The 14,856-nt window shown below is 70.7% G+C and carries 10 protein-coding genes; 2 read left to right on the top strand and 8 right to left on the bottom strand.

Translation table 11 applies throughout. The features are described from left to right. Positions 1-176 precede the first annotated feature (176 nt). Positions 177-695: a nucleotide exchange factor GrpE gene (locus ADL03_RS01340; RefSeq protein ID WP_082372779.1), complete on the top strand. Its 519-nt coding sequence runs from the start codon at positions 177-179 to the stop codon at positions 693-695. On the opposite strand, the gene ADL03_RS46500 is transcribed toward ADL03_RS01340, so the two are convergent. The 7 genes from ADL03_RS46500 to ADL03_RS01310 are packed head-to-tail and all read right to left on the bottom strand — an operon-like array spanning position 673 to position 10,968. After that, on the bottom strand, positions 673-810 hold the full coding sequence (locus ADL03_RS46500; RefSeq protein ID WP_157527770.1) for a hypothetical protein: 138 nt from the start codon (positions 808-810) through the stop codon (positions 673-675). The two genes, ADL03_RS01340 and ADL03_RS46500, sit on opposite strands and share 23 nt — an antisense overlap. Continuing rightward, positions 810-2,411 carry a hypothetical protein gene (locus tag ADL03_RS01335; protein WP_053731465.1) on the bottom strand — a complete coding sequence of 534 codons (1,602 nt, stop codon included), beginning with the start codon at positions 2,409-2,411 and terminating at the stop codon, positions 810-812. The genes ADL03_RS46500 and ADL03_RS01335 overlap by 1 nt, the downstream gene beginning before the upstream one ends. A 2-nt stretch (positions 2,412-2,413) precedes the next feature. Next, positions 2,414-4,657: a GTPase-associated protein 1-related protein gene (locus tag ADL03_RS01330; RefSeq protein WP_053731464.1), complete on the bottom strand. Its 2,244-nt coding sequence runs from the start codon at positions 4,655-4,657 to the stop codon at positions 2,414-2,416. Beyond that, positions 4,654-5,751 (bottom strand): hypothetical protein, encoded by a 1,098-nt coding sequence (locus tag ADL03_RS01325; RefSeq protein ID WP_053731463.1) that lies wholly within the window; start codon positions 5,749-5,751, stop codon positions 4,654-4,656. The genes ADL03_RS01330 and ADL03_RS01325 overlap by 4 nt, the downstream gene beginning before the upstream one ends. Before the next feature lie 8 nt (positions 5,752-5,759). Beyond that, on the bottom strand, positions 5,760-8,303 hold the full coding sequence (locus ADL03_RS01320) for a hypothetical protein (protein WP_053731462.1): 2,544 nt from the start codon (positions 8,301-8,303) through the stop codon (positions 5,760-5,762). Beyond that, positions 8,300-9,892 (bottom strand): Hsp70 family protein, encoded by a 1,593-nt coding sequence (locus ADL03_RS01315; protein ID WP_053731461.1) that lies wholly within the window; start codon positions 9,890-9,892, stop codon positions 8,300-8,302. Before ADL03_RS01315 ends, ADL03_RS01320 begins: the two co-directional genes overlap by 4 nt. Then, positions 9,889-10,968, bottom strand: a complete 1,080-nt coding sequence (locus ADL03_RS01310; RefSeq protein WP_197287973.1) for a vWA domain-containing protein — start codon at positions 10,966-10,968, stop codon at positions 9,889-9,891. The genes ADL03_RS01315 and ADL03_RS01310 overlap by 4 nt, the downstream gene beginning before the upstream one ends. Before the next feature lie 323 nt (positions 10,969-11,291). Between ADL03_RS01310 and ADL03_RS46495 the strand changes: the two genes are divergently transcribed. Then, positions 11,292-11,456 carry a hypothetical protein gene (locus ADL03_RS46495; RefSeq protein ID WP_157527764.1) on the top strand — a complete coding sequence of 55 codons (165 nt, stop codon included), beginning with the start codon at positions 11,292-11,294 and terminating at the stop codon, positions 11,454-11,456. A gap of 307 nt (positions 11,457-11,763) precedes the next feature. On the opposite strand, the gene ileS is transcribed toward ADL03_RS46495, so the two are convergent. Then, complete coding sequence (gene ileS, locus ADL03_RS01305; protein WP_053731623.1) at positions 11,764-14,826, bottom strand: isoleucine--tRNA ligase; 3,063 nt, start codon at positions 14,824-14,826, stop codon at positions 11,764-11,766. Between the last annotated feature and the right edge of the window lie 30 nt (positions 14,827-14,856).

The raw sequence follows: 14,856 nt of genomic DNA, 5'->3' as shown, positions 1-14,856 counted from the left end.
ACACGTTCCAGTTGTACAGGGGTCGGTCGCTCGACGCGTTCGACGGTGCTGGCTGAGGTGATCCGGGGCGTACCCGCTGCGAATCGGCGGCTTGGTGAAACCTGTTATTCAGCGCTTTAGGACATTGTTGAAATGGTCTCGCCCGAATTTTGCGAGACCATTTTCGGCTTGATTAAATGATCCGAAATGCCTATTCTGCCGTGGTGGAAGAAAACCTCGAAGAAGTCCTGGCGGCGATGCGTTCGGAACTCGCCGGCCTGCACGAACAGGCGAAGTTCCTCAACGGCGTGCTGGATCGCCTGCACGCGGAGAACGAACGGCTGCGCAACGCGGAATCGCAGCGATCCGTCCAACCCGCGTTGCGCGAGCTGATGAAACTGGCCGACGACTGGGGTGGTCGTGGCGCATCGCTGCGCGAACAGCCCGACGGGGACGACCTCGCGAAGCTGTGCGGCGAGGTCGTCGAAGACGTCTTGCTGGTGCTCGAACGCCAGGGCTTCGAGCGCTTCCACGCCGAGGTGGGCGCCGAGTTCGACCGCCAGGAGCAGCGCGCGGTGGGCACGCTGCCGACCGACGACGGCGCGCTCGACGGCCGCATCGCGCAGTACCGCAAGCCCGGCTTCCGCGCGGACGGGCGGGTCGTGCGGTTCGCCGAGGTCGTGCTGCACAAGGTCACACCACCACCGGCGCCGTGACGTCGAGCGCGACCAGCCACACCACCAGCAGCGCGGTGGCGATCATGGCGAGGACGAGGAGCGCCATCGCCACCCGCCTGCCGCTGGTGATCGAGCGCGGAACAGATCCGTTCATCAGCGCGCCTTCCTGTTCAGCAGCCACATCACCGGTGCGGCCGGGTCGTCGTTGACGACTTGGCCGTGCGGGGCGACCGTGCGCGCGTCCTGGTAGCTGACGACGAAGTACGACACCGCGGAGAAGTGGTTGTCCAGCGACGCCACCAGGTCGCGCTGACCGACAGCGATGAGCCAGGCGCGCACGGCATCGTCGTGCGAACCGGCCTCCGCGGCACCGGCGTACGGGTGGGCGGCGCCCTCGGCGTCGAGCAGCCCGTCCGCCTTGGTCAGCACGACCGCGAGGGGGATCGTGATCCGGTTGCCGCGCTTGGCCGCCCCCTTCTCCCGCATCGCCTCGACAAACCGTTCAAGCACGTCCTTCGGTGCCGTGTTGGACGCGCGGACCCGCCCCAGCACCGCCCTGGACGTTTCGGAGCGGACCTGGCGCAGGGAGAACGGGTCCACGATGAAGACGATGCCCTTGGTGAACTTGAGGAACTGCGTGTCCGCGAGGTGGTCGGCCCGCTCCACCACCTCACCGGCGGGGTCGTAGAGGTAGAGCAGCCGCCGTGCCCGGCTGCCTTCGGCGCCGACGTAGACGTTGTAGGCACGCGGGCGCAGCTGCACCGTCTTCACCGAACGGCTCGGGTCGTCCTGGTAGCCGCGCTGCAGGTTGAGCGCGAAGTCGTCCTTGGCCCGCTGGTCGGCGAACTCGAACCCGTTGCCCAGCAGCATGAGCCGCGAGATCGCGCTGTGCATGTAGACCGACTTGCCCGCGGTGGGCCCCGCGATCACCGGGATGTGCACCGTCGGGGCTTCGAGGCCCTTCAACGGCAGCTGCCCGCTGCAGTCCGGGCACTGCGCCCTGAGCTTCGTCTTGCCGAGCATCAGCAACGTGGGCAGCACGGTGTGGCACCGGCACGTGCGGTGCAGGACCCCGGTCAGACCCGGCACCAGCTTGCGGTGCGCTGCGCTGCAGCTGCCGCAGCGGTAGATCGGCCGAGTCACCTTGTCGTGGCAGGTGGGGCATTCGACGGTGATGCCACGCAGGAAGAGCAGCGTCAGTTCGAGCAGCCTGGAGCCACCGGCGGTGAGCAGCGCCACCACCACGAGCACGACCAGCAAGGCCAGGAAGAGCACCGACGAGACGCCGACGAACAGCATCGCCCCCACCGTGCCCACGACCAGGCCGACGGTGATCGCGGCGGCGATCGGCACGATCACCGGCTTCGGCATCGTCGAGTACTTGACCCAGTTCCACACCTTGTCGTTGACGGAGGGGACCACGACCCCGGTTTCCGCGTGCCGCTTGCCCATGACGACCTTCGACCACATCTGGCCGAACGTCTGCGACAGCACCTTGCCGTAGTCGAGCAGAACGGGACCCGCGTAGTAGCTGCGGTAGGCGGGGTCGGGGCCGTCCTCGGACTCCTCGGGCGGCTCGCACCCCAGGTGGCCGATCGGGCCGGTCGGGGTGAACCCGGCCGTGGCCGCGGTGACGTACTCGACCACACCGACGAAGAACGCGACGGCGGCGGCGCCCACGATGGCCAGTCCGAGCACGTACGGGCCGACCGAGCAGGCGACGACGAGGAACACGATGGCCAGCACCACGTACACGGTCAACGCCTCCGCAGTCCGAGCAGCCTCAGCAGGCCCCGGCGCTCGTGCGTGAGCCGCCAGCTCTGCCACCACTTCTCCCAGCCCACCCGTGGAGCGGGCACCCCGAGGTGGTCGCCCGTCCGCCGCAGAGCGGTGCCGATCTTGTCGAGCTGCCGGCCCCTTCTGCGGCGCAGCGCGGCCGGGAGCACGTCGTTCTCCAGCTGCCGGCGCACCACCGCGTTGTCGATCAGCCGCCAGCCGACGATCACGCCGGCCACCCGCGGTGGTGGCGCGGTGGCCAGATCGGCGCGCACCGCGGCCTGGTAGGCGGGCAGGAACAGCGCCGCGTGCTCGCTCAGCGCCAGCTCCAGGAGCTCCTGGTGCAGCAACGGATCGCCGCGCAACACGAACGACGCGATGCTCGCCGTCAGCTGCTCGCGCAGCTCGCCGGGCAGCTGCCGCGCCGTGGCCAGGCCCGCCGACACCGCCTCGCTCGACGCCAGGTCCGGTGTGGCGGCCGAGAAGTGCGCGATCCGCCTGACCGCGTGCAGTGCGTCGTGGTCACGCGGTTGGAGGTCGTTGGCCAACGGTGAGCGCAGCAGCGCGTCGATGAGCTTGTGCGTGTCCGGGCCGACGTGCGACCCCGCCGAGAGCGCGATCGCGGTCTCGGTGACGCGCCGCGCAAGCCCCGCTCCGATGAGCACCGGTGCCGGCACGGCGGTCAGCAACCGCAGGCAGTCGTCCGCCGGCAGATCGCCCGGCCACAGGACGCTGCCGAGGTGCTGCCACTCCGCCTCGGGCAGGCGGGCCGCCTTGGACAGGACCTGCACCGGGTCCTTCGTCCGCCCACGAGCCAGCACCAGGTCGGTGAGCAGCAGCAACCTGCCTCGCGCGCCGGACGCCAGTGCCTGCGCGGACGGCTCCGACAAGGAGGTGGCGAGCCGGCGGAGCTCACTCGGGTCGGCGAGCCGGCGTTCCAGCACCCGGACCACCGCGTCGCGCAGCTCCCGGTGTTCGCCCAGGCGTTGCGCCACTGTCCTGCCGGACAGAGCGGGAACAACCGTGTGCTCCGCGACGTCCTCCAGGTCCGCCGCGTCGAGCTTCGGCAGCCACACCTGCTGGGTCGAGCCGAGCGCCGCGATGAAGTACGTCCCGTAGAGCGTCGCGGGCACGGGCTCGCCCTGCTGGGCCGCCGCCCGCAGGACGTCCGACCAGCCGTCGAGGCGGTGCGGACCGCCGTGGTCCTGCACGTGGTCGGCGACGCGTTGCCAGGCCTGCGGGGACAACCGGTGCGGCAGCCGCGCGACGGCGAGGTGCAGCGCCGCCAGCAGGGTGTCGTCCACCGGGGTGGTGACCTGCAGGTCGAACTGGAACTCCAGCAGCGTGGCGAGCTGCTCCAGCTCGCCCGCGGGCACCGCGGGATCGGCGTGCGCGGCGAACGCCAGTGCCTCGTCCGCGGCTCCCGCCTCCCACAGCTGGGTCAGCACGCTCGAGTACCTGGTTCCCGGGCCGGGCCGGGCACCACCGGTCAGGTCGACGGCGGTGAAGTCGCCGTACGCGGGCAGCCGGACGTCCGGGGTGGTGCAGGCGAGCAGCACACCCGCCTCCTCCGGGCGCGAGGTGTAGGTGATGAACGAGACCAGCTTGGCGATCTGCGGTGGTAGCGAACGGCACACCGCGGCCAGCCAGCGCATCGCGTCCTCGGCGCCGGGCACGACGAGCACGAGCCGCCCGCGCCCGCCCGCGAGCACAGCCTGGAGCTCGGCGAGCAGGTGGCCGAGCCGTGCGAGGTGCCCGCCCGTGGTCAGGAAACGCCGCGTGGCGGCGAGGTCGGCAGCGCAACCGGGGCTCAGCGTGGTCACCGCGGGCAGACCTGGGCCGTCCGAGCGCCGGTGCACCCACAACGGGCTGCGCCACAGCTCGATCGGCAACGTCGCGCCGAGCTCCCGTTCGACGTCGTCGAACAGCAGCGCGTGCGCGAAGTAGTTGCCGGTCCGGCCGGTGAAGTCGGTGCCGAGGTACCGGCTCTGGAACAACACCGCGCTCCGGCCGGACGGTGCGTAGCCGAACGCCACGGGGAAGGTGTCCGGCGTGTCCCGCTCCATGCGAGCCACGAGCTCCGGTCCCGCTTCGTAGGCACTCGTCCTGATGGCGAGGTCCACCAGCGGTTTGGGTGCGCCGTCGGAGATCGCGGCCACCTGGAAGCCCTGGATGCCCTCCGTGCCGTCCTCGCAGGAGGTGTAGTGCAGCTGGCGGACGGTCATCGCTTCCCCCGAGCCTTGATCGCGCCGAACCGGGAAAGCAGCCACAGCATCGGTTCCTCCAGCCGATAGGGGTGCACGCCACCTGGCGCGAGCCGGTTGCGGTCGACGGGTGGCGCGCCGAGCGCCGACAACCCGAAGTACCGGTAGTGCTTGAACGTCGTGCCGACCGTGCGGTCGAACGCCGGGTCGTACCACCGGTCCAGCCAGCCGCGGATCTCCTCGTGCACGTCGAGCCCGTCCGCTTCGTCGTAGAGGCCGTCGTGCCGGGACGGCTGGCGCAGCGGCGACTGGGCGTCGATGGTGTCGCGCAACAGGTCGAGCTTGGTGAGCGCGATGGCGATCGGGGTGCGCAGCAACGCGCCCGCCGACGCACCGCGGCGTTCTCTGAGCAGTTCACCGAGCCGGTCGACCACGTGCAGCTGCTCGGTGTACTCGGTCTTCTCGCCGGTGGTGCCGACCATGGCCCTGATCTTCGGCATCTGCACCGGGTCGAGGAGCAGGACGATGCCCTCGGCGGCGTTGAGGTAGCTGGTCAGCAGGTCCATCGACTCCGCACGGGCGACGTCCTCGCCGGCGGTGTCGTAGAAGACCGTGACGACCGGGTCGACCCTGGTGGTCCCGAGCAGGCCGGCCTTCTTGAACCGCAGGCTGAAGATGAGCGGCTCCGGCGTCAGGACCCGCGCGGTGCGGGTGCTGTCGACCGTCCTGCTGTCCTGGAACAACGGCTGCTCGAAGTCCCGGCTGTAGCGGTCGCGCGACCGGTCGCCGACCAGGCTGAGCGACATGCCGCTGAACCGCTCGTTCACCTGCCCCCGCTGCAGCTCGTGCACGAGCACGCCGACCCAGGTGCTCTTGCCCGAGTCGGCTGAGCCGATCACGGCGATGTTGCGGCCACCGCTGTCGAGGTACTCGCTCTCCAGCGTCTTGCCGCACGCCGGGCACCTCCGGCCCGTCTGGGCCGGCATCCCGTGGGGACACCTGCCCTTCTTGAGCTTGCGCGCCGGGAACGCCTCGCCCTTGTGCTCGCACCGCTCCCCGCAGCGGATGTGCAGGTCACCGCGCCGGTGCTCGGTCCAGCAGTACGGACAGTTCACAGTGGACCTCACAGGCTGAGCCGGTCGGGTCTGGACGGGACGAGGACCACGCGGTCGTCCTCGGAGAACGCCCGCAGCACCACGGGTTTGCGCAGATGCCCCGGCACGTCGAACTCCACCGCGAGGGGTGCCGGACCACCCGTCACGCGAAGCAGCACCTCACCGTCGTGCGAGTCCATCGGCCGAACCCCGGACTTGGCCAGCAGCACCAGTGGCGGCACGTCGTGCTCGCTCTCCACCACCAGCCGGGGTTTCCTGCGCGGGAAGCGGGAACCGGGCTCGACCGTGTACCGAGCCGTCCCGGTGGCTGACTCCCTGCGCAGGACCAGCGGACCGAAGCTGCGCACACCGTCGCTGGTGACCGTTGTGCAGACGCCGAACCAGTAGTCGCCGGGCGGTATGGAGACCGAAAGCCCGCGGCTGTCGTACGCCACCCGCGTGATGTCCACGTGGGCGGCCGCGGTGTCGGTGGGACCGTGCGGTTTTCCGTCCGCCCTCCACACGATCCGCGCGCCGGTCGCGCCCGCCGGCCACTCCCACGTGAGCCGCACGGTCGAACCGAAGCGGTCGGCGCGCAGCGATCGGACCGAGCTCTGCCTCGGGTCGAGGTCGCACGGCTTTCCGATCGCGGCGAGGTCCCCGAGGACGGTGACCGGCACGATCGTCCGCCGCCGTCCCGGTGAGACGGGCCGCGCACGCAGCTGACCTGACGTGCTGATCCCGCTCGGGCGCAACGGGATTCCGCAGTCGCGCGCCCGAGCCGCCGGTACGATGTCGAGGGCAGGTGGCTCCTCGCCGTCACGCAGCTCGAACAGCTCGACGTTCCCGCGCGGTGGTGGTGTCCACCGCGCCACGACCTCGTCGTCCTCGAACTCGGCGACGAGGTCGGTGACGGCGACCGGCACCTCCTGGCAGCTCGCCGCCGCGCGTACGCCGTCGCTCGTCTCCTGGGTTCCGTCCGACTGCCGGTACCGCGTGCGCACCAGGTACTCGTGCACCTGGCCTGGCCGGACGGCGTTGTCGCTGAACGACTCGGCACCTGCGTCGCGCACGGCGCTTCCGTCGCGGGTCACGGTCACACCACTCGCGCCGCGCGGTAGCTTCCAGCGCCCGGTGATCCGGTCGGGTTCACCGCGCAGCTCCAGTCCGGTCACCTCACCGAGGACGACGACCGCTGTCGTGCGGGCCGGTGCCGCCGACGGGTTGCCGTCGCGCAGGGTGTGCACCGAGTACTTCAGCCGTGTTCCGTTCGGTGCCTGGTCGTCGACGTACTCGCATGCCGTCGTCTCGTCGCAGACCACCGTGGTACCTCGCGTGACCCGGTAGCCGATGTGTCCGGCTGTCGAGGTGCTGCGCGACCACGACACGGCGACGCCACCGTTCTGCACGCGTGCGGTGGCCGACCGCGGAGGTGCGGGCCGGCACCGGCGTACCGCCGCGTCGATCCGGCTGTCGGCGAGGTGCTCGCGGACGCGCAGGTACCCGGCCACCGCCGCCTCCGGGTCGGAGCCCTCCAGCGCCTCACACCTGGCCAGCTCGGCGTCCAGCTCGGACAGCCGGGCGGCGAGGGCCGTGCGGTGCTCCTGCCAGCCCTCCGGCAGGTTCGGCTGCTGTTCCAGCACGGTCAGCGCGGCGCGCAGCCGCAGCTCGCGCACCGCGTGCTGGTAGTGCTCCTGCCAGGCCGGCTGGCTCTCGGCCGCGGTGAAGCGGCGGGCGCACCACACGGCGTACGCGACCGCGTCGGGCTTGACGTCGACACCGAGCGGTGCCAGCCGGTGGGCAGCGGCGTGAGCGGCCTTCGCCGCCTCGGCGTAGCTGTACGCGGCGTGATCGGCCAGCGTGCTCAGCAGCTCGAACCGCAGCACCGCGGTCAGGTTGCCCCCTTCGAGCCACTGCTGCACGAGACGCAGCAGCGTCGTTTCGGATGTGGTGTCGGACGAGCGGGAGACCCGCAGCTTGTCCCGGCGAGCCGAGAGCCGGGCCGCGGTCGTGGCGGTACCGCCCAGGTCGGTCAGGTAGTCCCACAGCGAGCCGCGCCGCAGTTGCGCGAGGTGGCCCCGTGCCTCGACCCACCCCGCGGGTTCCGGTGTGTCACCCAGGTCGGCCGGTGCCAGCTCGCGCCCGCCGACCGACGACAGCGCCCCGACGACCGCCCCGCGTGCCACCTTCAAACTGCGCGCGAGCGCGGTCACCTCGCCGGGCGGCAGGCCAGGCGCACCCTGGCAGCGCTGGCGCACCGCATCGGTGAGCTTGATCGCGCGCGCGGCGACCCGCGCCCGGTGTTCCTGGCGCGACACCGGGTCCAGCAGGGTCGCGCACGCCGCTTCGTGCTGGCCCCGCAGGAGCTCCGTCGCACGGCGGAAGTTGCGGTACTGCTGCTTGCCGAACTGCCGCCCGATCTCCTCCAGCGCTGCTCGCACCTCGGCGTCATCGGTGACGTCGGGAGGCAGCAGGTAGACCCGGAACAGGTCCTCGTCCGGCCGCCACCCGTCCAGCACGGGCTTGAGTACTTCCTCGACGAATCGCGCGCCGTCGAACGACCACCGGGTCACCGCTGCAGCGCGGGCAGCGGTGACCGCTTGACCTCCTCCGGGATCAGCCCGCTGATCTTCGCCTGGAGCTTGATCTCCCTGCCGTTGGTCGCGGTCGCCGTGACGTGCAGCATGCCGTCGGCTCCGAGCGCGCACGCCACGTCCAGCGGCTGGCCGGCCGGACCGCGCGGCAGGTCGACGAGGCTGCCCTTCACCAGTTCGAGGTTGTCGTCGAGCTCCTCGCTGAGCATGTCCGTCGTGGACTCGTAGACCGCGATCTCGACGGTGTCCTGGTCGTCGTAGGTGGTGCCGAACGTGCGTTGCGGGGTGGCCGGGACCTCGTCGTTCGGCTTGATCAGCCACGCGACGACCTGGCCTGCCTCCGGGCGGTTGCGGTCACGGACGACGGCGATGCCGTAGCCCTTCGACGTGACGTTCACGATCTTCGGCATGGCGGCGCCGCCGGGCAGGCCGTACGCGGGGCCCGAGCCGTTGGTCGTGCCGTCCACGCCCGCGGTCTCGGCCACGTTGCTCGCCGCGAACAACGCGGCGCCCTTGGCCACGATCTGGTCCGGGTCGGTCAGCTGGGGTGTCGGCAGCTCGGGGAACTCCGCGGCCAGGCGGTCCTTGATGACGGGTGAGTGCGACATGCCGCCGACCAGCAGCAGCTCGTCGACGCGGTCGACACCCTTGTCCCGTGCGTGACCGAGCACGTCCTTGGTGAAGTCGAGCGTCTTGCCGACGAGGTCGGCGGTCGCCTCCTCGAACTCCTTGCGGGTGATCTCGATCTTCGCGCGCTTGCCGTCGGCCACGACGGTCAGCGGGTAGCTGTCGCGGCGGCTGAGGGCTTTCTTCGCCTCCTCGGCGAGCAGCTCGATCGTGCCGGAGGCGTCCAGGTCGAGCCGCGGGTCGGCGCCGTCGTGCTGCTCCCCGAACTTCGTGCAGATCAGGTCCACCAGCCGGGTGTCCCAGTCGGCGCCGCCGAGGGCGTGGTCACCACCGGTCGCGACGACGCGGATCTCGTCGGGGGAGACCTTGATGATCGTCACGTCGAACGTGCCGCCACCCAGGTCGTAGACGAGGACGGTGCGCGGCGCGCCGGGGGACACGAGCCCGTAGGCGATCGCGGCGGCCGTCGGTTCGTTGATGATGCTCCGGACCTCGAGACCGGCCATCTCGCCCGCGTCCCTGGTCGCCTGCCGCTCGGCCGCGCCGAAGTAGGCCGGCACCGTGATCACCACGTCCGCGAGCGGGCCGTCCGAGGGCACCTCGGCGCCGAGCGTGCCCAGCGCGTCCTCCACCACCTGGCGCAGGATGATCGCCGAGACCTGTTGGGGGTAGAGGGCCTTGTCGTCGATGTCGACGGTGTAGCCCTCCTCTCCCATGTGCCGCTTGATCAGCGACACGACCCTGGCCGGCTCGTTCTTGAGCTCGTTCTTGGCGAACTTGCCGACCACGGCGTTGCCGGAGTGTTCGAAGAAGACGACCGACGGGGTGGTGAGGTCGCCCTCCTGGTTCTGCAGGACGCTGACCCGCTGGTTCTCGTCGAGCGCGGCGACGCAGGAGTAGGTGGTGCCCAGGTCGATGCCGAGCACGGGGCGGCTGGTCATGGCTGGTCCTTCTTCTCGGGGTGGGACGGGTCCGACAGGAAGTCGAGCGACATCGACCGCCTCGGTTTCTCCCGCGGTGGTTCGGCTTGCCGGTCGGGCATCTTCTGCACGCCGTCGTGAGATCCCGTCGGGCCGTGCGGTGCGTGGTCCTGTGCCGGCTGGTCCTGCCGGGGGCGGCCGCGCAGGTCCTGCACGAGGTCCTGATGTCCGATGCGGTCGGGGCTGGTCTTGACCGGAACGCTCTTGCGGACGGGGTGCGGTGTGGTCCTGACGCGGCCCCGGTTGCGCACCAAGGCGATGACGCCGACCAGCAGCAGTAGCGCGAGCAGGCCGAGCAGCACCTCCTTCCACGGGAACACGGCCGGTTCCGGCGTGGGCAGGTCGGCGACCGCGACACCGCACGAGGCGGCGACGATGTCGTAGAGCTGGCGCAGCAGACTGGCGTTGCCGCCCGTGAAGTGGTCCTGTCCGGCCACCGGACCGGTCACCGCCGCGAGGTTCTCCTCGCCGCCGGCCGCCAGGTCGATGCCGACCGCGACGACCCGTGTGCCGGCCGACTTGAGCTGGTCGGCGGCGGTCTTCGCCGCGGCGAGCGCCGGTTCCCCGTCCTGCTGCGGCGGATTGCCGTGGACGGTGGGCACACCGTCGGTGATGAGCACGACGACGTCGAGGTCGAGCGGACGCACGGCACTCAGGGCGGCCTCCCAGTTGGTGGCACCACCCACGTCACCACCCGTCTCCAGGTCGTCGACGTCGTCCTTGAGCCGGCGCCTCGCGTCCTCATCGGACACGTCCACAGCGGACCCGACCGAGCCGGCGACCGTGCCGAAACCGACCACCGTGATCTCGGAGCGCTTGTCCCGCAACGCGTCGATCACGTTGCGGGTGGCTTCGCGCACGTCGTCGAACCGAGCGCCCATCGAGTCGGAGCGGTCCACGAGCAGCCCGAGCTTCAACGGGCACGCTTTCGGCCACGGTGGGTTCGGGACGTCCTGCGCGGCGGCGTGAGCAGGCACCATCACGGTGGCGAGCACCGCGAGCAGGAGGACGAGCGGACCCCTTTGCGGTATCAGCACGATTCTCCCTGGGGCGGACATTCACTTTCGCCATGGCTGCGACGGGCGACCTGCATCGGGTCTGATTCCCGTTCAGGGCAGCAGATTAGAGGCACTGGCGGAGCGGGTGAGTCCCGATGCGCGTTTTGTCAATGAAATGTCCACTTTTCGCCCGCTTCCTGAGCCTTTCCGGTGGTGCTTGTCCTCATTCGCCGGGCGGTCGTGTTCGTGACGGGTTCGCAACCGGGAGCGTGTAACACCGACGACCCGTTCGCCGCTATTTCGCATGTGGGCTCGGCAGGTGAGTTCGTGAAAGGAGACGCCCCATGGCGGTGTGATCGGCGTTGACCAGGGCAGCGGTCTCGCGGCAGGACGACGAGGCGCTCGTGGCGGCGACGCGGACCCGTCTGGTCGAAGCCGGTGGAACACCTGGCGGCGCACTCGCGCCGCGGATGGTGGATCGGCCGGTGACCCTCTCGACCGTCACGTCCTGCGGGTTCGGTGCCTGACGCCCGACAACGGTGGCGGCAGGCAAAGCGACTTCACCATCGTCGACACGTTCGGCAATGTTCCCGCGAGAAGCGGAGACCGGTCCTTCACGACCACTCACCAGTGAACTGACGTGGTTGTCGAGGTGTGTCAGTCAAGAGGACGAGCAGAAGCCCGCCCACGTGCGAATTCCGGCATGCACAACTCAGCGCGTTCGCGCGCAGGGAAAAGGTCGACAGTACGCATGCGGGCAATCGAGACGAGCTGGTGGGCAGCTGATTGTCCAGGGTCTGCCGGACTTCAAGTCACCGCACCGCGAGGACGGTGCTAGACCCGGCTCACCCGCACCTCCACGTCGTCACCGGCGATCAGGGAGAGGGACGCGGCCGAGGTCTCGCGTTCGACGAACTCCCGATGCGTCCGCACCGCCGCCAGCACGTCGTCCCGTGCTGCCAACGTCAGTGCGATGCGGTCGGCGATGTCGAACCCGGCGTCCCTGCGCGCCTGCTGCACGAGCCGGACGACGTCACGGGCCAGCCCCTCCGCCTCCAGCTCCGGCGTCAGCGCCGTGTCGAGCGCGATCGTCACGCCCTGCTGGGACTCCACGACCCAGCCGCTGCGAGGTGCCTCGGTGAGCAGAACGTGTTCCAGCTCGATCGTCACCGGCCCGTCGGACAACGTGACGTCGACTGTGCCGGACCCGCGCAGGGCCTCGGCCAGGCCGCGCGGGTCCGCGGCCGAGATCGCGGTCGCCACCTCCTGGGTCCGCTTGCCGAACCGCGTGCCGAGGGCGCGGAAGTTCGCCCGCACCTCGACGTCGACCACCTCGCTCGCCGCTTCGAGCGGCAGCAGCTCCTGCACGTTGAGCTCGTCGGCGATGTCGTCGAGCAGCTCCTGCGGCAGCGCGACGCTGACCAGCGCCCGGCGCAGCGGCAGGCGGATGCGCAGGCCCGCCGACTTGCGGGCGGCCCGGCCCAGTTCCGCGAGCAGCCGCGCGCCGGCGACCTCCGCCGACAGCGCGGGGGAGACGCGGTCCGCGTCGCTGACCGGCCACGTGGCCAGGTGGACGGAGTCGGCCGCGGTGGGGTCGCCCGGCCGGACGACGCGCTGCCAGACCTCCTCGGTGATGAAGGGGATGAACGGCGCCAGCAGCCGGGTGAGCACGTCGAGGCACTCGTGCAGGGTCGCGAGCGCGTTCTTGTCGCCGTTCCAGAACCGCTGGCGTGAGCGGCGCACGTACCAGTTGGAGAGGTCGTCGACGAACGCGGTGAGCAGCCGGCCGGCCTGCGCGGTGTCGTAGGTCTCCATGCTCGCGTCGACCGCGGCCACGAGCGCGTGCAGCTCCGACAGGACCCAGCGGTCGAGCACCGGGCGGTCGGTGCCCGCGGTCCACGTCGCGCCGTGTGCGTAGCGGCTGAAGAACGACGCGGTGTTCCAGTAGGTCAGCAGGACCTTGCGCACGATCTCGTCCAGCGGCCCGGCGCCGACGCGGCGTGCCGACCACGGTGAGCCCGAGCAGGCCATGAACCACCGCAGGGCGTCCGCGCCGTGGGTGTCCATCAACGGGATCGGCTCGATGATGTTGCCCAGGTGCTTGCTCATCTTGCGGCCGTCCTCGGCGAGGATGTGGCCCAGGCACACGACGTTCTCGTAGGCGGACCGGCCGAAGACCAGCGTGCCGACCGCCATCAGCGTGTAGAACCAGCCGCGGGTCTGGTCGATCGCCTCGCAGATGTACTGCGCCGGGTAGGTGGCCTCGAACGCCTCGACGCTGCCCGGCAGGTGCGGGTAGCCGAGCGAGGCGAACGGCATCGACCCCGAGTCGTACCAGGCGTCGATCACCTCGGGTACACGGGTCGCGACCTCGCCGCAGTCAGGGCAGGCGAACGTGATCGCGTCGACGAACGGCCGGTGCGGGTCCAGTGTGGACAGATCGGCTCCGGCGAGCCGGCCGAGCTCGGCCCGCGAGCCCACCGCCGTGACGTGTCCGTTGGCGCACCGCCACAACGGCAGCGGCGTGCCCCAGTACCGCGACCGCGACAGCGCCCAGTCGACGTTGTTCTCCAGCCAGTCGCCGTAGCGGCCGTGCTTGATGTGCTCGGGGAACCAGTTCGTCGCCTCGTTCTCCCGCAGCAGCTCCGCGCGCACCTCGGTCGTGCGGACGTACCACGACGGCTGCGCGTAGTAGATCAACGGCGTGTGGCAGCGCCAGCAGTGCGGGTAGGGGTGCTCGAAGTCCTCGTAGCGGAACAGGCGGCCGGTGCGCCGCAGCTCCTCGACCAGCACGGCGTCGGCGTCCTTGAAGAACGCCCCGCCGACCAGCGGCACCTCCGCCAGGAACCGCCCGTCCCGGCCGACCGGGTTCACCAGCGGCAGGCCGTTCTCCCGCGCCACGGCCAGGTCCTCCGCGCCGAACGCGGGCGCCTGGTGCACCAGGCCGGTGCCGTCGGTCGTCGTCACGTAGCCGGCGAGCACGACCCGGTGCGCGTCCGGGATCTCGACCAGCTCGAACGGCCGCACGTACCGCAGTCCGGCCAGGTCCTCACCCCGCACGGAGGCGAGCACCTCGGCGGCGCCGAGCACCGCTTCGAGCCGGGGTTCGGCCACCACGAACACACCGTCGCCGGTGCGCGCGACCGAGTAGACGACGTCCGGGTGCACAGCCACCGCGGTGTTGGACACGAGCGTCCACGGGGTCGTCGTCCAGATCAGCAGTTCGACGCCGTCGATCCCGTGCAGCGGCTCGGCGAGGGGGAGCCGCACGTGGACGGACGGGTCCGTCACGGTCTCGTACCCCTGCGCCAACTCGTGGTCCGACAACGTGGTCTGGTCGTTCGCGCAGTACGGCGTGACCCGGAAGTCCTCGACCAGCCGGCCGTCGGCGTGGATGCGCTGCAACGACCACCAGACGCTGTCGACGTACTCCGGCGACATCGTCTCGTACGGGTGCGCGAGGTCGATCCAGTAGCCCATGCGCTCGGTGAGCTGCTCGAACGCGCCGACGTGGCGCAGCACCGACTCGCGGCAGTGCTCGTTGAACGCGGCGACGCCCATCTTCTCGATGTCGGGCTTGCCGGCCAGGCCGAGCTCCTTCTCCACCGCCAGCTCCACCGGCAGGCCGTGGCAGTCCCACCCGGCGCGGCGCGGCACGGAGTAGCCCTTCATCGTGCGGTAGCGCGGGAAGACGTCCTTGAACACGCGCGCCTCGACGTGGTGGGTGCCGGGCATGCCGTTCGCGGTCGGCGGCCCCTCGTAGAACACCCACGCGGGACCCTGGGCGGTCTGCTCGACGCTGCGGGCGAAGACGTCGTTGTCCCGCCACCACCGGATGATCCGGCGGTCGAGCTCGCCGAGGTCCACCCTGGCCGGCAGCGGTGCGTTCTCGCTCATGGCGACCATGATCCTCCTGCGGCCGCGCGG

Origin of the sequence: Nocardia sp. NRRL S-836, assembly GCF_001279525.1 — a bacterium.
Taxonomy (GTDB): domain Bacteria; phylum Actinomycetota; class Actinomycetes; order Mycobacteriales; family Pseudonocardiaceae; genus Lentzea.
Note: the sequence above shows the minus strand (reverse complement) of the source record. Positions and strands in the feature narration are given on the sequence as shown.